This is a genomic window from Devosia sp., from assembly GCF_035944845.1.
In the GTDB taxonomy this organism is placed as follows: domain Bacteria; phylum Pseudomonadota; class Alphaproteobacteria; order Rhizobiales; family Devosiaceae; genus Devosia_A.
The window spans coordinates 14,801-31,326 of sequence record NZ_DASZAW010000072.1; the positions used below are offsets into that span (position 1 = coordinate 14,801).

18 protein-coding genes are annotated in these 16,526 nt (G+C 65.7%); 3 read left to right on the top strand and 15 right to left on the bottom strand.

Annotated elements, in window-relative coordinates:
• Positions 1 to 2: 2 nt before the first annotated feature.
• From VGV07_RS14285 to VGV07_RS14315, 7 genes are read right to left on the bottom strand one after another with little or no spacing between them, the layout of a single operon-like run.
• Positions 3 to 806 (bottom strand): glycerophosphodiester phosphodiesterase family protein, encoded by an 804-nt coding sequence (locus VGV07_RS14285; RefSeq protein WP_326869383.1) that lies wholly within the window; start codon positions 804 to 806, stop codon positions 3 to 5.
• A gap of 18 nt (positions 807 to 824) precedes the next feature.
• Positions 825 to 1,661 (bottom strand): ABC transporter permease, encoded by an 837-nt coding sequence (locus VGV07_RS14290; RefSeq protein ID WP_326869384.1) that lies wholly within the window; start codon positions 1,659 to 1,661, stop codon positions 825 to 827.
• Between the two features lie 4 nt (positions 1,662 to 1,665).
• Positions 1,666 to 2,526, bottom strand: a complete 861-nt coding sequence (locus VGV07_RS14295) for an ABC transporter permease (protein ID WP_326869385.1) — start codon at positions 2,524 to 2,526, stop codon at positions 1,666 to 1,668.
• The gene (locus VGV07_RS14300; protein WP_326869386.1) at positions 2,523 to 3,575 is read right to left on the bottom strand and encodes an ABC transporter ATP-binding protein; all 1,053 of its coding nucleotides are present in this window, start codon (positions 3,573 to 3,575) and stop codon (positions 2,523 to 2,525) included. The genes VGV07_RS14295 and VGV07_RS14300 overlap by 4 nt, the downstream gene beginning before the upstream one ends.
• 60 nt (positions 3,576 to 3,635) lie before the next feature.
• A complete protein-coding gene (locus VGV07_RS14305) occupies positions 3,636 to 4,880 on the bottom strand; it encodes an extracellular solute-binding protein (protein WP_326869387.1) in 1,245 nt (414 codons plus the stop codon).
• A gap of 21 nt (positions 4,881 to 4,901) precedes the next feature.
• Entirely contained in the window at positions 4,902 to 5,750 is an 849-nt protein-coding gene (locus tag VGV07_RS14310) for an inositol monophosphatase (protein WP_326869388.1), read from the bottom strand.
• Entirely contained in the window at positions 5,747 to 6,805 is a 1,059-nt protein-coding gene (locus VGV07_RS14315; protein ID WP_326869389.1) for a LacI family DNA-binding transcriptional regulator, read from the bottom strand. The genes VGV07_RS14310 and VGV07_RS14315 overlap by 4 nt, the downstream gene beginning before the upstream one ends.
• 221 nt (positions 6,806 to 7,026) lie before the next feature.
• Here VGV07_RS14315 and VGV07_RS14320 point away from each other — a divergent pair, with 221 nt between their 5' ends.
• On the top strand, positions 7,027 to 8,004 hold the full coding sequence (locus tag VGV07_RS14320; RefSeq protein WP_326869390.1) for a tagatose kinase: 978 nt from the start codon (positions 7,027 to 7,029) through the stop codon (positions 8,002 to 8,004).
• 201 nt (positions 8,005 to 8,205) lie between these two features.
• On the opposite strand, the gene VGV07_RS14325 is transcribed toward VGV07_RS14320, so the two are convergent.
• From VGV07_RS14325 to VGV07_RS14345, 5 genes are all read right to left on the bottom strand, one after another.
• Entirely contained in the window at positions 8,206 to 9,207 is a 1,002-nt protein-coding gene (locus tag VGV07_RS14325; protein WP_326869391.1) for an ABC transporter substrate-binding protein, read from the bottom strand.
• Between the two features lie 3 nt (positions 9,208 to 9,210).
• Positions 9,211 to 9,966 (bottom strand): ABC transporter ATP-binding protein, encoded by a 756-nt coding sequence (locus VGV07_RS14330; protein WP_326869392.1) that lies wholly within the window; start codon positions 9,964 to 9,966, stop codon positions 9,211 to 9,213.
• A complete protein-coding gene (locus VGV07_RS14335) occupies positions 9,963 to 10,763 on the bottom strand; it encodes an ABC transporter permease (RefSeq protein ID WP_326869393.1) in 801 nt (266 codons plus the stop codon). Before VGV07_RS14335 ends, VGV07_RS14330 begins: the two co-directional genes overlap by 4 nt.
• Before the next feature lie 31 nt (positions 10,764 to 10,794).
• Positions 10,795 to 11,403 carry a YkoF family thiamine/hydroxymethylpyrimidine-binding protein gene (locus VGV07_RS14340; RefSeq protein WP_326869394.1) on the bottom strand — a complete coding sequence of 203 codons (609 nt, stop codon included), beginning with the start codon at positions 11,401 to 11,403 and terminating at the stop codon, positions 10,795 to 10,797.
• A gap of 183 nt (positions 11,404 to 11,586) precedes the next feature.
• On the bottom strand, positions 11,587 to 12,426 hold the full coding sequence (locus VGV07_RS14345) for a DUF3883 domain-containing protein (RefSeq protein ID WP_326869395.1): 840 nt from the start codon (positions 12,424 to 12,426) through the stop codon (positions 11,587 to 11,589).
• Between the two features lie 42 nt (positions 12,427 to 12,468).
• Between VGV07_RS14345 and VGV07_RS14350 the strand changes: the two genes are divergently transcribed.
• Both VGV07_RS14350 and VGV07_RS14355 read left to right on the top strand, forming a co-directional pair.
• Positions 12,469 to 12,723 (top strand): hypothetical protein, encoded by a 255-nt coding sequence (locus tag VGV07_RS14350; RefSeq protein ID WP_326869396.1) that lies wholly within the window; start codon positions 12,469 to 12,471, stop codon positions 12,721 to 12,723.
• Positions 12,724 to 12,836: 113 nt separating this feature from the next.
• Positions 12,837 to 13,955 (top strand): helix-turn-helix transcriptional regulator, encoded by a 1,119-nt coding sequence (locus VGV07_RS14355; RefSeq protein WP_326869397.1) that lies wholly within the window; start codon positions 12,837 to 12,839, stop codon positions 13,953 to 13,955.
• Positions 13,956 to 14,146: 191 nt separating this feature from the next.
• On the opposite strand, the gene VGV07_RS14360 is transcribed toward VGV07_RS14355, so the two are convergent.
• From VGV07_RS14360 to VGV07_RS14370, 3 genes are all read right to left on the bottom strand, one after another.
• Positions 14,147 to 14,860, bottom strand: a complete 714-nt coding sequence (locus VGV07_RS14360) for an outer membrane protein (protein ID WP_326869398.1) — start codon at positions 14,858 to 14,860, stop codon at positions 14,147 to 14,149.
• Positions 14,861 to 15,052: 192 nt separating this feature from the next.
• A complete protein-coding gene (locus tag VGV07_RS14365; protein ID WP_326869399.1) occupies positions 15,053 to 15,529 on the bottom strand; it encodes a hypothetical protein in 477 nt (158 codons plus the stop codon).
• Entirely contained in the window at positions 15,529 to 16,386 is an 858-nt protein-coding gene (locus VGV07_RS14370) for an IclR family transcriptional regulator (RefSeq protein ID WP_326869400.1), read from the bottom strand. The genes VGV07_RS14365 and VGV07_RS14370 overlap by 1 nt, the downstream gene beginning before the upstream one ends.
• Positions 16,387 to 16,526 lie beyond the last annotated feature (140 nt).

Sequence of the window (16,526 nt, forward strand, 5' to 3'; positions counted from 1 at the left end):
CGCTAGCCGACGGCCTTGGCGAGATAGTCCCTGAGCCAGCCGACATCATCGCCCGAGAGCGTGTCGATCAGGCCGGCCTTCAACCAGGCCGGCAGGGTGTCGTCCCAGCCGAGCCCGGCCCGCCGCGCCATCTCCCAGGTGCGGGGCTTGTAGGCGTGACAGCGGATGGAAATGCCGGCGGCATGCAGCGCCGCCGCGTCGGCGGGGTCGAAGACGTCGAGATCGATGCAGAGTTCATCGAGATCGGACATGCGGGCGACGGCGACCGGATCGGGGAAGTGCTCGTGCACGATGCCACCGGTGCGGAGACCCGGGATACGCGCCTTCACCGCCTTGAGGCTCGCATGGTCGAACGAGATCATCATCACCCGTTCGCGGTCGGCGGGGTTGGCGAGAACGTGGGACAGCGCTTCGTAGTAGGCCTCGAGGTTGACCTTCTCCTTGATCTCGACTTCCAGCACCAGATCGAGCTCATGCGCCAGGGCGATGGTGTCGACAAGCGTCGGCACGCGCGTGCCGGCAAAGCTCGGATCAAACCAGGAGCCGGCATCGAGGGCGGCGATATCGGCAGCAGACATTTCCCGCGCGGCGCCGTTGCCGTTGGTGGTGCGGTCGAGCAGCAGGTCGTGCAGCACGACGATCTGGTTGTCGGCGCTGAGCACGGTGTCGATCTCGAGGCTGGTGGCGCCGAGCTCATGTGCCGCCCGGAAGGCGGCGAAGGTGTTTTCCGGCGCGGTGAGGTTGTGGCCGCGATGGCCGCAGAGGCGGATGAAGCCGACATCGGCGGCAAGGAATGGATTGGGCATCTCAGGGTTCCGGGAGAGTTAGAGTTTACCGAGGCCGGCGGCCATGACGTCGTCCTTGCCGAGGCGTTCGGCGATGACGAAGATGACCAGCATCGGGGTGAGGAGGATGAAGGTGACGACGGCGGCGGTGGGCAGTACCAGCACCTCGCCGCCGAGATAGCTCCAAAGCTGCACTGCTAGGGTGCGCACCTTGGGCGCGCCGACCATGAAGCTTTTCTCGAACTCCTCGAACGAGGCGATGAAGGTGAGCAGGCCTCCTGCCGCAAAGCCCGGCCAGGCGAGCGGCAGGGCGACGCGGGTGACGGCGACGAAGGGCGAGGCGCCAAGCGTGCGGGCGGCGAAGATCAGCTCGTTCGGTATACCTTCGAGCGTGGCGGTGAGGATGCGGATCATGAAGGGCAGGGTACCCACCAGTTGCACCAGGATGACCCCCGCGACGGTGCCGGCGAGGCCGAAGCGGAAAAAGATCTCGCCGAGGCTGACGGCGACGACGATGCCGGGGACGATCACCGGCGCGAGGATGAAGATTTCGACGAAGCGCTTCAGCCGGAACGGGAACTGCGCCAGCGCCCAGGCGGTGGGGAAGGCCAGCACCCCGGTGAGCACCGTCACCACCACCGAGACAAACAGGCTGAGCAGCGCAGCCGGCACCACGTGGCGGTCGGACAGCACTTCGGCCCAGGCCGAGAGCGAGAACGAGCGCGGGATGATGTCGGGCGGAAACCAGCCGACCGCCGGATCGTAGAAGGCCCAGAGCGCGACGATGACAACGGGGAAGAACAGCGTCAGCGCCAGGTAGGCATAGAGGCCGAAGCCGACCAGCGCCTGCGAACGTTTGGTGCGTGAGGTTGCCATCGGATCAGCCCTTTGCCGCTTTGCTGCGGCCGAGCGAGCCGATGATGGCGTAGTAGGCAAGCAGCACGGCGATCGCCATGACGCTCAGTAGCGTGCCCATGGCGTAGACCATCGGCCAGTTCCCTTTCTTGAAGCCCTCGTCGAACATGTGGACGCTGAGCGGGAGCGGATAGGTTGGGCCGAGCAGGCTCGGGATCACGTAGGAGCCGAGCGAGCCGATAAAGCTCAGCAGCACCGCGGCGGTGATGCCGGGCTGCGCCAGCGGCAACTGAATGCGGGCGATGATGGTGAGCCGTCCGGCGCCCAGGGTGCGGGCGGCGGCAAGGATGTCCTTGTTGATCGCGGCCATGGCGCCAGCGATGATCAGCGTCATGAACGGGATGGTCTTCCAGGCCGAGGCGATGATGGCGCCGATGGCCCATTCGTCGCGTACCAGCCGGGGCAGGGCGATGCCGAATGGCGCCAGCAGCCGGGTCGCCATGCCGCCGCGATCGAGGATGATCAGCACCAGGAAACCGGCGACGATGCCGGGCACCACCAGCGGGATCTTGTAGAGCGTACCGAAAAGGTTGCGCGAGGTCTCGTTGGCCTGCATCAGCGCCGAGAGCGGCAGGCTGATGGCGAGGCTGACGATGGTGGGGGCGACGCCCAGCCAAAGCGAAAACCACAGCCCGTCGGTGAACACCGGGTTGGCGAGCAGCTCAGCCCAGGTGTCGAGGGTCAACCCCGCTGCGCCAGGCGCATTGCTGGTGAAGCTGCCATAGACGACGCGCAGCAGCGGCAGCCCGAACAGCGCCAGCAGGTAGCCGACGCCGGGCAGCAGGCAGAGCAGCAGCGTCGTGAGCCTGACCCTCGTCTCGTTCACGGCCGGCCTCCCGGGCGATGGGCGCGCAGCAGGTGCAGCGAGGCAGGCGCCACCAGCCGGACCTTCTGGCCGGCGGGCAGGATGGCCCTGCTGCCGCCGGTGGTGATGGCGCGCAAGGTCTTGTCGCCCACATCGATCCAGTAGTGGGTGGAAGCGCCCATGAACATCGCCTGTTCGACGACGCCGTGATGGTCGGCTTCGACCGGTTCGATGGCGAGGTCCTCGGGTCGGATGGCGACGCCTTCGACGTCGCTTGCGGCGGGGTTCTCGAGGGGGCGGACCTCGCCCCAGGGCAGGCGGCAGGAGCCGTCGCGAATGTCGGCTTCGATGACATTGGTCATGCCGAGAAACTCGGCTGTAAAGCGGTAGACGGGACGGCGATAGAGATCGATCGGGGTGCCGCGTTCGACGATCTCACCGTCTTTCATCACCACGATTTCGTCGCCCAGCGCCATGGCTTCGGCCTGGTCGTGGGTCACGTAGATCGAGGTGACGCCGAGCTTTTTCTGCAGCGCGTGCAGATCCTCGCGCAGACTGTCGCGCAGCTTGGCATCGAGATTGCTGAGCGGCTCGTCGAACAGCAGCACGTCGGGTTCGATGACGATGGCGCGGGCCAGCGCGACGCGCTGCTGCTGGCCGCCGGAGAGTTGCCTGGGCAGGCGCTTGGCGTAGTCGCCGAGCCCCACCAGCGCCAGCGCCGCTGCGACGCGACGGGTCATCTTGGGCTTCGGCACCCGCCGCATCTCGAGCCCGAAGGCGACGTTCCGCTCGACGCTCATATGCGGGAACAGCGCGTAGGTCTGGAACACCAGGCCGAAGTTGCGCTTCTCGGGCGGCACCTCGTCGATGCGCCGGTCCTGCAACCAGATGCCGCCCGAGCTCGGGTCGGTAATGCCGGCGATGGCGCGCAGGAGCGTGGTCTTGCCGCAGCCCGAGGGACCGAGGAGAACGACGAACTGCCCGGCAGTGATTTCGAGGTCGATGCCCTTCAACACCTGGTTGGCGTCGAACTGCTTGGTCAGCTGGCGGATGGAGAGCGAGGCGTACATGGAAACTCCGCTGCGGTAGCGGCGGCGACCCCCTGGGGAGCGCCGCCGCCGAGGCCGGTGTTACTTGCGCAGCACGTTGGCGACGAAGTAGGCGGTCAGCTGGTCGTTGAGGACAGCCGGCATGCGCTCGATGGCGCGGCTCGCAAACTGATCGGTCGGGATCAGCCGGGCCACCTGCTCGGGCGTGAAGGTCTGGGCCGGATCGATATCGGTACGGGCCGAACGCGAACCGTTGATCGACAGCTTTTCGAGCTGCACGTCCTTGCTGATCAGGAAGTCGAGCATCAGCAGTCCGGCCGCCGGATGGGAGCCATTGACCGGGAAGAACAGGCCGTCGCCGCCGCCGACCTGGCCTTCCTCGAGCAGTAGCTGGCGGACCGTCGGGGGCAGGAGGCCGCGACCGGTGAAGTCGTAGGCCATGTCCTCCCAGGCGGTGCCGATGCTGCCCGCGCCGTTGGCCAGCAGGTTGAGCGTATCGGAGTTGCCGTTGGTGATTTCGACCGACGGCAGGATGTCGCGATAATAGTCCCAGACCGGGGCCATGCAGTCGCTGGCAGCAAAGGCATCGGCTTCGGCCGCAGTGATGTCGTACTTGGCGAAGGTGGCGCGGCAGGTCGCGTCGGTGACCTTGGCGAAGGCAATGGACTGCATGAAGCCGTTGCCCGAGCCGCCGCCAGCCGGCGAGGTCAGGATGAACTTGCCGGGGTTGGCCTTGGCCCAGGCGGCAAGCGAATCGAGGTTGGTCGGTACCACGTCGGTGGCGACGACGCGGGTGTCGTAGACGATGTCGGTCTGGTTGCGGTGGAATGGCAGGAAGGTGCCACCGTGCTCGATGCCACCGGTGATCGTGGCAATGGTCTTGTCGAGTGCGGCGCCGTTAGGCAGCAGCTCGACCAGCGGCAGGTTGGCGACGACGCCCTCGCTGCTGAGCAGCGGCAGGCTGCCAGAGCTGACGAAATAGGCATCGGCCGGGGCCTTGGCGCCGGCCTTGTGCGCGGCGATCAACTGCTGGTTGGCCGCAGCGCCTTCGCCGCGAATGTACTCCACCTTGATGCCGTACTTCTGTTCGAACTCGGGGATCAGGTGGTCGTTGAACAGCGGGCCAAAGCTGTCGGTGAAGTCATAAAGGGTAAGCGTGCCCTCTGTTTTCGCAAGCGGAACAATGACATCATAGAAGTTGTCTGCACTCAGCGTGCCGAGATCGAAACCCGGATCGGTGTTGAACCCGTCCGAGCCGATGGGCTCAACCGCGAAAGCGGTGGTGCTCAGAAGGACGGCGATGGATGCCGCAAGCAAGGCTTTCATTGTCTCATCTCCACATTGGGGTCAGGCATGCGATGAACTCGCAACTTCTCCGGCACTCCGCGGCTCATTTTCCCGATGAAGCGGAGTGCCGGAAATCAAGGCTGGCAGCACGGCCAGCAAGCTCGGTGATATCGGTGGCGCGGCGGCATAGACCGGAGCGCCATGGGTGAGGCCGCCGACCGCGATGTAGTTGCCGGTGACGGCGCCGGAGCAGGCGGCGAGATAGAGCCCGCCCACGGCATCCCAGGGGTTCATGTGCGGCTCGACATAGGCGTTGAGGCGGCCAGCCGCGACATGGGCAAGGCAGAGCGCTCCTGCCCCGAGCCGGCGATGCTCGGTCCCGGCTTTGGTCAGTCCGTCGACGATCTGGCCGTTGAGCGCCGGATCATGGCGGGTGGAGAAGCCGAGGCCGATCACCGCTTCGCCGAAATCGGCTTCCATGGCGCAGCGAATGGGTTTGCCGTTCAGCCGTGCAACGCGGTCCGGGCCGGCGTGGAACAGCTCGTTCCGCAGCGGATCGAGGATGAAGGCCGCCACCGGTCGACCGTCTTCGAGCAACGCCAGGGAAATACAGAAATAGCCAAGGCGGCGGGCGAAGTTGACGGTGCCGTCGATCGGGTCGATCAGCCAGGTGAAGCCGGAGACGCGGTGAGCGCCACCGAACTCCTCCCCGATGATGCCGTCATCGGGGAATTCGGCGCCGATGGCGTCGCGCATCATCCGTTCGATGGCGAAATCGGTTTCGCTGACCAGATCTCCCGGCCCTTTGCTGGTGATCTCGAGCCCATCATCGGCATGGGCGCGGCGGGCGAGCTCGCCGGCGGCGGCGACCAGTCCCCCGGCCACGACAAGGCGGCGTTCGAGGCTCATTGGGGCCCCCGGGTGGTCTGCCGCACGACGAGGCGCGGTGCGCAATAGATGACGCCGTCGACACCGAGGCGGTGAGCTTGGAGAGGCATGGCCGGCCCGGCCGCCTCCGGCTGCTGGTGGGCGTGGATGTGGTCAAGAACGCCTTCGACCATGGCATCCAGCGGCTGCTCGAAGCTGGTCAGTTGATACGGCGTCCAGGCGGAGGCCGGCAGGTTGTCGAAGCCGATGATCGACAGGTCGGTGGGGATCGTCATGCCGCTGCCGCGCAGGCCGTCGATGAAGCCGAGCGCAATGGCATCGTTGGTGGAGAACACCGCATCCGGCCGGTCGTTGGGCGGCAAAGCCAGCAACCGTGCGGCACAGGCGAGGCCGGCTTCGGTGGTCATGGTGGCATTGTGCCAGACCATCGGCTGGTGTCCGGCGTCGCGCAGGCCATCGACAAAGCCGTCGACGCGCCGTGAACTGGCCCAGCTGTCTTCCGGGCCGGCCAGCGCCAGGAACCGCCCGCGAGCTTCGCCGAGCAGCACCGCGGCGGCCTGCGCCCCACCGACCGGGTTATCGGTAGCGATCGAAAACGCCTCGGGGTGGTTGCCGGGGCGGTTGAGCGCCGCGAGAAACTGTCCACGCGACAGGATCGCCTCGGCACGCGCTTCGGGGACCACGCCCGCCGTCACTACCACGCCGCGGGTGCGCCAGCTGATGGTTTCGGCCAGGAGCCGATCCACTTCCCTGTCGCTTTCGGCGTAGAACAGCAGCGGCTGCAGGTGCCACGCTTCGAAGGCCTTGAGCAGGTGCGAGAGCACCTGGGCCCGCCAGTCGAAACTGAGCCGGGTGGTGATCACCGACACCAGCGGTGCATCGCCCGTCACCATGCTGGCGGCGAGCGCGTTGGGGCGCCAGCCGATCTCGGCTGCGACCTTCAGTATGCGATCCCGCGTCTCGGGGGCGATGCGGCCATTGCCGCTGAAAGCCCGGCTGACCAGCGCCTGCGAGACATTGGCGGCCTTGGCCACATCGCGCGAGGTCGCAGCGCTTGCCGGGGAGGTGCGGGGCACGATCAAACCTCCCAGGCCGGAAACGCGGTAATACGTATTACCGTCACCACAACTCGTCGCGTCTTCGTCATTGCGTCTGACCTTGTCTCGGATGACGAGACTCATAGCCGGCTTATGTGACGGTCTCGTTGCAGGGTGACGCTACCGCCAAGAATGTTGCTAACCCCGCATGGCAGCGTCACTATTGCCCGGCCTCATCGCAAACCTTGGGCCCATCGCCGATGCCGAATGCTGTCCTGTCCCCGGACGAACTGGGGCCGACCATCTGTGTCGGAGAGATCCTGGTGGAGATTGTTGCAACCACTGTCGGAGACGGATTTCGTGCGGCGCAGCCGTTGGTGGGACCGTACCCGAGCGGCGCGCCGGCGATTTTTATCGATCAGTGCGGCCGCATTGGCGGGCGCGCCGCGATGATCGGCGCGGTGGGCGACGACGATTTTGGGCGGGTCAACCTCGAGCGGCTGCGGGCTGACGGGGTCGATGTTTCGGCTGTGACGATCGATCGCGACTACCCAACCGGCAGCGCCTTCGTCCGCTACCGGGCCAGCGGGGCGCGTGACTTCGTCTACAACATTGCCACATCAGCGGCGTCGCGGTTCGGCTGGGATGATGCCGTTGCCGCGGTGGTTGGCCGGGCCGGCCATGTTCACATCATGGGCACTGCGCTGACCATGCCGAGCGCCGGCGCGGTGATCGCACAGGCCGTCGATATCATCAAGACGCGCGGCGGCACGCTGTCGGTCGATCCGAACCTGCGCAAGGAACTGCGGGTGGATGCGCGGATCGAGCGGCAGTTCGCTGAGCTGGTGGCAAAAGCCGACCTGCTGCTGCCGAGCGGCGATGAACTCGAGCGGGCGGCTGGCGTCGCAGGCGAAACGCCAGCGCTGCGGCGACTGTTCGAGCTGGGCGTCAAGGAGATCGTGCTGAAGCGCGGGGCGGAAGGGGCAACCTGCTTCAGCCGGGACGGCTCGCGGCTCGATGCCCCAGCCTTCGTGGTCGATGAAGTCGACCCGACCGGGGCAGGCGACTGCTTTGGCGGCGCTTACGTGGCCTGCCGACGCCTCGGGATGGGCGTCGAACAGGCGCTGACTTATGCCGCAGCGGCAGGAGCCCGCAACGTCACGGTTCGCGGGCCGATGGAAGGCGCCGGGACACGGGCCGAGCTCGACGCGTTCGTCGCCGCCACCCCAAGGCGGTGACGCGGGCGGGCGAGGAAGTTCATTTCAAGGGTGAGTTGAACCGCTCCGATCAGTTCCACTCGTGATGTCACCCCGGCGAAAGCCGGGACCCATCTCGCCACCTGCGCCACCTGATAATTGGGTCCCGGCTTTCGCGGGGATGACATCCGGTGGGTGGGCCAATGGTCGAGCCCACCCGATTCTCAGTCCATCTGTGAAGCACTACTCGGCTGGCAGGTAGGCGTTGCTGAAGTAGGTCGAGAAATCGGGCTTTTCCGCCAGCACCGTCCCGTTGCCGTCTTTCAGGATGCCGGCGGCGAACAGATACTGGCCGATCGCCTCGACCTTTTCAGGCACCATCGTGCCGATCACGCCATCGGCGCTCTTGAGGTAGTGCCCGTCGATCAGCGCCTGCAGCGACGCACGGATCAGGTTCCGGTCGGTCAGGACATCGCTATTGGCGGTAATGAGGATGTCGGCGGCCGCGTCGGGATGGTCGACGGCGTAAGCGTAGCCACGCTGCGTGGCGCCGATGAAAGCCGCGGCGGTTTCCGGGTTGGCGCCGAGATAGGCCGCGCTGGAGCCGATCAGAGTCGTATGCTCATCGGGGACGCCGAAATCGGCGTAGCGGAAGGCGCGCTGAGCCTTGCCGTCGAGCTCGGCCTTGACGCCTTCCCAGGTGTAGACCTCGAGCGTGAAGTCCACTGCACCATTGGCCAGCGCCTCATAGGCCGAGGTGCCAAGGGTCACGGTCTCGAAGGTTCCCTCGCCGCCATCCGCACGGATCATCGAGGTGATCAGGGCGTTCTCCCAGGCGCTGCCGAAACCGCCATAGGTGAGGCCATCGAGGTCGCTGGGGCGCTGGATATCGGTACGGTCGGCGTTGAACACCAGCCGACCCGTCTCGGTCTGGGTGATGGCATAGGTGGCCCTTAGATCGGCGCCGGCGGCGCGCTGGGTCATCAGGCTGATCGACCCGAGAATACCGAAATCGGCGACACCATTGGCAACGAGTGCGCCGGCGGAAGTGTCGGTATAGGGCAGGATTTCGACGTCGAGCCCGGCTTCGGCGTAGTAGCCAAGCTCACGCGCCACAAACAGCCCGATATGGTTGGTGTTGGGCGTCCAGTCGAGGGCGATGCTGACGTGCTGCTGCGCGACGGCGGGAGCGGCAGCGAGGCCGAGAAGGCAGGCGGCGGCGAGCGCCCAGCGATGGAGGTTCATCGTTCAGATCCTTTGGCTGTCGGAAGGGGAGAGGAGCAGGTCGAGAATGCCGGCCTCGACCGCGGCGACCGCCGCGCCGGTGCGGCGGGGGCGCGGCAGCGGCACGGCAACTTCGGTGATGACGCGGGCCGGACGGGCCGACAGCACATAGATGCGATCGGACAGCAGCACGGCTTCACGCACGTCATGGGTGACGAGCAGCGTGGTCCAGTCGTGGCGGGCCCACATCGTCTCGAGCCAGAGCTGCATCTCGGCCCGGGTGAGGGCATCGAGCGCCCCGAACGGCTCGTCGAGCAGCAGCATATCCTTGTCCTGGACGACGGTGCGCAGCAGCGCGGCGCGCTGGCGCATGCCGCCGGAGAGTTGCGCGGGATAGTGGTGCTCGAAGCCGGCGAGGCCGAACTCGGCGAACAGCGGCGCCACGCGTCGGCGCGCTGCGGCCCGCCCTACGCCCTGAACTTCGAGGCCGAGCGTCGTGTTGTCGATGATGCGCCGCCAATCCATCAGGGCGTCGCGCTGCGGCATGAAGGCGAAGGGGCGGCGGTCGGGGTGGAGCGGCGCACCGTCGAACAAGACGGCGCCGGCGTCGGGGCGCAGGGCGCCGGTCAACAGCTTGAAGAGGGTGGATTTGCCCGAGCCGGATGGGCCGAGAATGGAGACGAATTCGCCGTTGCCAACGCAGAGGGAGACGTTGTCCAGCACCGGGAGGTCGCCGAAAGCCTTGGCGATGCCATTGAGTGCGAGCCGGGGGGCGCTCATCGGTCCTGGCTCCCGGAGAGCTGCCGCCACGGCATCGCAAGGCCCTGCACCCATACGGTGACGCCGAACAGGACCAGCGTCAGGCTGGCGCTGACCATGACGGCGGCGAGGACGAGATCGGGGCGAAAGTTGTTCTTGGCGTTGAGGATGTAGATGCCAAGGCCTTTGGCGGCGCCGGCATATTCGGCAAAGATCGCGCCGACCACGGCATAGGTGATCGAGATCCTGAGGCCGGCGAAGAAGTAGGGCAGGGCCGAAGGCAGCCGGGCGAGGAGGAAGATGCGCCAGCGCGGCGCGCCCATCGAGGCCACCAGCTGTTCAATCTCGCCGGCGGTGGAGGCGTAGCCCTGCAGCAGCGCGATCAGCATGGGAAAGAAGGTGACCAGCGCCACCAGCATGATCTTGGGCAGAAGACCGAAGCCGAACCACAGCACCACCAGCGGTGCGATGGCGATCATCGGCAGGGTCTGGCTGATGATGAAGACCGGCAACAGGGCGCGCCGCAACGGACGGTAGAAGTCGATCAGCACCGAAAAGGCGAAGGCGGCAGAGACCGAGCAGGTAAAGCCGAGAACAGTGGCATAGATGGTGGGGAGCGTGTTGTCCCACAGCGCCCGGTATTGCAGCGCGCCCTGCACCAGCACGCGGGATGGCGGGGGGAGCGTGGTCGGCGGGATGCCCGAGAGCTGGGCGTAAGCCTCCCAGGCGAAAAAGAGCCCCCCGATCGAAAGCAGGGCGGGCCAGAAACGACTGAAGGTTGAAGCGGCACGAGCCGCGACCGGGCGGGCGGATGGCATCGAACTGAACCTCGAATGGAAGGCCTGGGCCTCAGCGGGCGGTCGGGCTGTTCGCGGAAGCGGTCAGGTCGATGGTGACGTGGCCTTCGGGCGGACCAAAGCGGCAGAAGGCCTCGGCGAGCGTCGCAAACACCGGGCCGGCATCGCCGCGCAGCACCGAGCAGAAATGCTTGGAGCGGTCGAACACACCGGAGCTTTTCAGGAAGTCGATGCAGCCATAGATTTCGTCCATGTGCTGGCCGGAGCCCATCACGTAGAGCGAGAACTGGGCGGCAATGGCCTGGCCGGTCGATGCGGCCGATGCGACGGCCTCGTGGGCGGCGGATTGGCGGTCGGCTAGCCGTTCGAGCGGACCGGCGAGTGCGTCGGTGGCGCAGATGGCTTCATCGGGTTCGCCCGGGCAGCCGCGTGAAATGGCGGCCGAAAACGTCACGTGCTGGCCGCTTTGGGCTGCCGCGACGAACAGGTCGCGCATGGCTGGAAACAGCACTTCCGGCGGCCCAACCAGCAGGGTCGAGAGATCATCGGTCTCGATCCGCAGCCGGTCCCGATAGGGATCGAGAGCGCCGAGCGCCGAGAGGATGACGCCGACGAAATCGTCGGCCATCGGATAAAGGGAAACCTGTGCGCCAGAAAACATCGCCCGCCTCGCTCCGCTGGTATTACCCAGATCAGCTTTAGGGTCCGCGCACTTGGCGTGCTGCATCTCAGCCCCGGCAATACGGAGCACCCCTGTGGATGGCGATGCTTAGAGCACGGTTGGGGAGGGATTGGAAGAGGTGGTTCTGGCATTTCGCTTGATGGGCTGGACGGCCCTCAGTGCTTAGCTGAACGCTGCTCGATAGTTTGCTGGCTGCAGCATGACCGACGCGGCGAGTGGTGGGACGAGTTCGAAGGCCCGTGGATCGCGACCGAAGCCGTAGAGGCGTACGAGCCGAAACGCATCCGGCCGTTCCTCCGACAACAGGCGCTCATTCTCGCTGAGATAGAACGGCGTGGTCTGGTGTCCGGACGTGGTTTTGACCTCGAGGAGCCGCTCGCGTCCCACGGAATCGAACGACAGGATGTCGTAACCAGCGCCGTCCCCGTCCTCCTGCGCCACCCACCTGACCTTCCGCGCCAGATCGGAACGGTCTTCCGAAAGCAGTCGGAGCCGCTCGAACTCGAGCACTTTCTGCTCTCCTGCGCGACCGAGCTGGCGGTTGCTGGCGTCCCTTGCGGCGGGGTCGAACTTCCGCACCAATCGCGCCAGAGGGGGAGAGTCGGCGGAGGGCGGTGCGAGTGTTGGCGGCGGCTCAAGAAACAGTGACGCCGCTTCGCCCATTCCAGCCGCAATGGTTAGTGGCGCGACGATGGCCGCGTCCCCCACCGCGTCGAGGTAGCGTTCGACCCCAGCCAGCAACCCGGCCTGGAAGTTCGCCATTGGCTTGTAGCCGGTGATCCAGTCCATGCCGAGTTTGAGCAGGACGGCGCTGATGTTCTGGTGCTTGAACTCGATAGAGCCGCGCGACCGGTGGATCAGTTCCTGTAGTGCCGCGTTGCGATGTGCCTTCACGTAGGGCTCGCCGGCACGTTCGAGGCGCAGCATGTCGAAGTAGTCGGCGACGATTAGGTCGACCTCGGCGTCGGTCCAGTCGCTGCCGGTGGGATCCACGTCGCTCATGGCATCATCAACAACGCTCCGACTGGCTTTGTCCAGGCACGCATGGCGAATGGAGCGTCACAGCGGCGGGCAGCCGGTGAAGCCGGCGATCTTTCAGCCCTGCACCTTGCGGCGTCGGTGGAATACCGAGCGCCAGCCGAGAAGCATGGCGTGGCCATCGATGCGCTCTTGCGCGAGGGCCGCGTCACCATCGATGTCGATCTGGTCGATCGACTGACACCGATGACCACCAGTTGGCTTTCGACGGAAAGTAGAGAGGAGTTGCGAGAGATCGGCGCCGATATTGTAAGCGCATGAGGCTCGGCGAACCGCAGGACCAGTGAACGAGACAGGCTCTACTAATTTGATTGTTCGCGACAATATTTAGAGTGCTAACATTCTCCTCTCCGATGCGGCACGGGTGAGATATTGTGGACGGCTTTGACGAACGGGCGATCGGCGAAATTACCGATCTGCTGTTCCAGACGGTGCATGACGATGGCCGGTGGGGCGGCGTCATGGATGCGATCAAAAGCGCCCTCGACCTGTCGAGCGCTGCGTACGGATATGTCGACGCCGCAACGACAGAGCAGTTGATGCTGCACAGCGACTGCGATGAGCCCTACGCCCAAACCTTTATTGGCGCCGAAAACAAGAACCCGCTGGAGCCGGCTGTGCTTGGGGGTGCTGTAGGCGCTGTCCACATCGACCAGATGGCGATGCCGCGCCATGACTTTGAACGCAGTACGTTCTTCAATGAGTGGCTACGTCCACAAGGCGAGCACTCCGTGCTGACGGTAGCGCTGTGGCGCCACGGCAGTGCCGGTGCGCACTTGTCGATGCTGCGCGGCGGCAACATGCGGCCGTTCGACACGTCTGACATAACGCTCCTCCACCAGCTAATGCCGGTGCTGCATCGCGTCGCCTGCTTGCGCGCCGAGTTCGGCGGCCAGCAACTGGCCTGGCGGCTGGCGGACCTCGACAGCAATAACGATGCATTCTTCGTCGTGGATGCCGAAGGGCGCATTCTTGTGCACAACGAGGCGGCGGAGCGCGAACTGCGTGACCCGACCTCTGGTTTGGTTGCCGCCAATCGTACCCTCAGGGTTGAGGGGCGGGTGCGTGAGCGGTTCCGGAATGCTGTCCACGCAGCCACGGTTGGGCTGGAGGGGCAACCGGCCGCAGCGGGCGACATGCTGCTGGAAGATCCGACGACCGGCCGTCGCAAATCTGCTCTCTCGGTTGTCCGGATTGTCGATGCTCCGGCGTTGGGCCTGCCGGTAGGCAGGGCGGCAGGCGTCCTCGTGCGTCGCCTCGGCCCACGCTTGCCGGCGGGCTTCGAGGAACGCCTTCGGGGCCTTTTCATGCTGACGGCCCGCGAAGGAGAACTCGCCGAAGCATTGGCGACCGGCTCCTCGGTGCAGGACTTTGCCGGTGAGCAGGGCATCAGCCTGTCCACCGCGCGCACGCACCTCTCGCAACTGCTGCAGAAAACCGACACCAGCCGACAGGGCGAACTGATCGCGTTGCTGCACAGCATGGCAAACTAGCAGTCGACTGACAGGACGGCGTCGCCGACCATGCCACTGCACGACAAAAGCCAGCAGTGGCCAGGTGGCTCCACGACGATCATCGGCCGGACTTTGTCTGCACTGCGGAGATTTGCGGTGGATCAACAGTAAAAGGGCCCGACAGAACGTCGGGCCCTTCCGCCGATCCAGGGTCAGGATAGTCCGCAGGATCAGAAGTGGTAGTTCACACCCACCTTGATCTGGTGGAACGTGGGATGAAGTTCCAGCGTCCCGACAGTCAGCGGCGCACTATAGGAATAGTCTTGAGCGCCGAGATCGTAATACGCGTACTCGGCAAAGAGAGCCCAGTTCTCGTCGATCATCTGTTCGACCCCCGCACCGGCGACCCAGCCGACATGGGTATTCGAAACCGTCTCGCCGCCCGGGAAGGTCGTCGTGGAGACGTTGTTCTCGACCTGTGCCACCGCCACACCTGCAGTCAGGTAGAACAATGTGCTGTCGGTGCTGAGCCCTACTCGTCCGCGCAATGTTCCGAACCACGGAATGCTGCTGTCGGAGAACGCATCGATTCCCGGCGCCACATCCTCAATCGGATCGGACTCTCCTGACGGACCATTGCCGAAAACATCCGTGACTATGCCAAGCAGCAGCGGGCTGCTCGCATCGGTCTTGAAATCACAACCGGCCTGCAGCCCCACCGGGAACCCCTCGAGCGGCGAGCTGTAATCGCTTAGCGGCGCCGTCGAAGGCGTATCGCCGGTTGTCCAGCTCACCGGCAGACCGACATAGCAGCCACTCCATGGCGTGCTCTCGGGCATCGCGACCTCTTCGGGCACCGGCACGTAAAGATCAGCTGCCACCGCCGATCCCGCCATCAACAGCCCCGCGCCGACAACCAGCGCCCCCAAAGCAATACCGCGCATTCAATAATCTCCTGGTCCAAGTCCGCCGCAACCGGCGCCATGGACATCAGATTAGGGACGCCTCGGCATGCGTCGCATCATTCATATGAATGAGATGACCATCGAGCGGCTGCCGGCGTGGCGCATTGGCCACGGTGGGTGAGCACCAAGGCATCGCAGTTTCGCAGCCGGCGGGGAAGGCGCAGTAACCGCCTACATCCCGCCCTCTAGCGGCAGGTAGCCGGTGAAGCCGGCTATCTTCCAGGCCGCGTTCTCGTGACGCAGGTGAAAGACCGAACGCCAGGCGAGCGCCATGGCTTCGCCCGAGGCGCGCCGGATCTGGCCGGAGATGCGCTTATGCGCCAGGGCCGCGTCGCCATTGATGTCGATCCGGTTGATCGACTGGCAGCGGAACCAGGCGGCGCGCAGCGGTTCGGCGAAATCAGCCGCGTTCCAGCGCGCAGCGATGGCGGCATCGCGATAGGTGTCGACGTCCGAGTAGGCCGGGCGCCAGTTGGCGGGGTCGAGCGACAGGGCGGCGTCGATGCCGAGGAAGCCGGTCTCGACATAGTCGGCGGCGACCAGCGAGAAGTCGCCGCTGAGGAAGAAGTCGCTGTCGCGCCGCACCAGCATTTCCCAGATGGCATGGCGGTCGGCGTCGGCAGCGGCGAAGGGATTGGCTTCGCTCATCAGGACTGCTCATCCGGTGGCAGCGGGAAGTGCGGCTCGGGCAGGGTACCGCCCATCGACTCGGAGATCCTGCGCGCAGCGCGATACAGCATGATGGCGGCATCGTCGAAGGGGACGATGATCTGCTGGCTGGTGAGGAACGGCATGGTGAGCGCGGCGATCGAGATGCCTGCGGTGTTGATGATCGGAAAGCTGAGGTCGGTCACTCCCTGCACCATCTCGCCCTCGATCCGCTCGTAGCCGCGCTTTGCAATGGTGGCGATCCGGCCGCGGTAGCGCCTGGCCTGATCGGGCGGCAGCAGCGCTTCGGACTGGCCGATGATCCAGGCCTGCACCGGGGCGGGCTGAAAGGCGATGATGGTACGGCCGGAGGTGCCGCGGATGGCCGGGCTGGCGGCGCCGACCCGCAGGCGGATGGCGATCGGGGCAGGGCTGTCGACCTGCGCGATGATGCGCTGGTTGAGCCCATCGAGCACCGCCATGTGGATGGCCTGCGAAGTCTCGAGCGCCAGGGCGTTCATGATCGGCTGGGCGGCATCGACGACGCGGCGGAACGGCGGGAACAATGTCGCGAGGCCGTAGAGCTGGGTGGAGAGCACCAGGGCCTCCTCACCGGGCGGCCGGATCAGGTAGCCGCGGCGCTCGAGCGCCATCACCATACGGTATACCTCGGACAGCGAGCGGCCGAGGCGCTGGGCAATCTGGCTCGGGGTGACCGGGACAGTCAGGGTCGCAAGGAGCTCCAGCACATCGAGGCCCTTCTCCAGGGCGGGGGCGGTATATTCGGCCTTGGGAACGGGCTTTCGGCGCTTGCGGGTGCCCTTCTCGGCCGGCGCACCGTCTTCAGCTGCTGCCATGCTCCCCCCGCTCGCTCGTTTCGGCGCCGATGTCCACTAACACCGCGCCATTCGGCCCGCCACTATGGGGAGGGCCGGGGCACAGGAAATCTGAAGCCCCGTATCACGCATGAAGTAGCCCCACCCGCGGTGTCATCCCA

What these genes read in the sequence shown, in the direction of transcription:
- VGV07_RS14285 (WP_326869383.1), bottom strand. Translation starts at nt 806, where the DNA reads ATGCCCAATCCATTCCTTGCCGCCGATGTCGGCTTCATCCGCCTCTGC.
- VGV07_RS14290 (WP_326869384.1), bottom strand. Translation starts at nt 1,661, where the DNA reads ATGGCAACCTCACGCACCAAACGTTCGCAGGCGCTGGTCGGCTTCGGC.
- VGV07_RS14300 (WP_326869386.1), bottom strand. Translation starts at nt 3,575, where the DNA reads ATGTACGCCTCGCTCTCCATCCGCCAGCTGACCAAGCAGTTCGACGCC.
- VGV07_RS14305 (WP_326869387.1), bottom strand. Translation starts at nt 4,880, where the DNA reads ATGAAAGCCTTGCTTGCGGCATCCATCGCCGTCCTTCTGAGCACCACC.
- VGV07_RS14310 (WP_326869388.1), bottom strand. Translation starts at nt 5,750, where the DNA reads ATGAGCCTCGAACGCCGCCTTGTCGTGGCCGGGGGACTGGTCGCCGCC.
- VGV07_RS14320 (WP_326869390.1), top strand. Translation starts at nt 7,027, where the DNA reads ATGCCGAATGCTGTCCTGTCCCCGGACGAACTGGGGCCGACCATCTGT.
- VGV07_RS14325 (WP_326869391.1), bottom strand. Translation starts at nt 9,207, where the DNA reads ATGAACCTCCATCGCTGGGCGCTCGCCGCCGCCTGCCTTCTCGGCCTC.
- VGV07_RS14330 (WP_326869392.1), bottom strand. Translation starts at nt 9,966, where the DNA reads ATGAGCGCCCCCCGGCTCGCACTCAATGGCATCGCCAAGGCTTTCGGC.
- VGV07_RS14335 (WP_326869393.1), bottom strand. Translation starts at nt 10,763, where the DNA reads ATGCCATCCGCCCGCCCGGTCGCGGCTCGTGCCGCTTCAACCTTCAGT.
- VGV07_RS14340 (WP_326869394.1), bottom strand. Translation starts at nt 11,403, where the DNA reads ATGTTTTCTGGCGCACAGGTTTCCCTTTATCCGATGGCCGACGATTTC.
- VGV07_RS14345 (WP_326869395.1), bottom strand. Translation starts at nt 12,426, where the DNA reads ATGAGCGACGTGGATCCCACCGGCAGCGACTGGACCGACGCCGAGGTC.
- VGV07_RS14350 (WP_326869396.1), top strand. Translation starts at nt 12,469, where the DNA reads ATGGCGAATGGAGCGTCACAGCGGCGGGCAGCCGGTGAAGCCGGCGAT.
- VGV07_RS14360 (WP_326869398.1), bottom strand. Translation starts at nt 14,860, where the DNA reads ATGCGCGGTATTGCTTTGGGGGCGCTGGTTGTCGGCGCGGGGCTGTTG.
- VGV07_RS14365 (WP_326869399.1), bottom strand. Translation starts at nt 15,529, where the DNA reads ATGAGCGAAGCCAATCCCTTCGCCGCTGCCGACGCCGACCGCCATGCC.
- VGV07_RS14370 (WP_326869400.1), bottom strand. Translation starts at nt 16,386, where the DNA reads ATGGCAGCAGCTGAAGACGGTGCGCCGGCCGAGAAGGGCACCCGCAAG.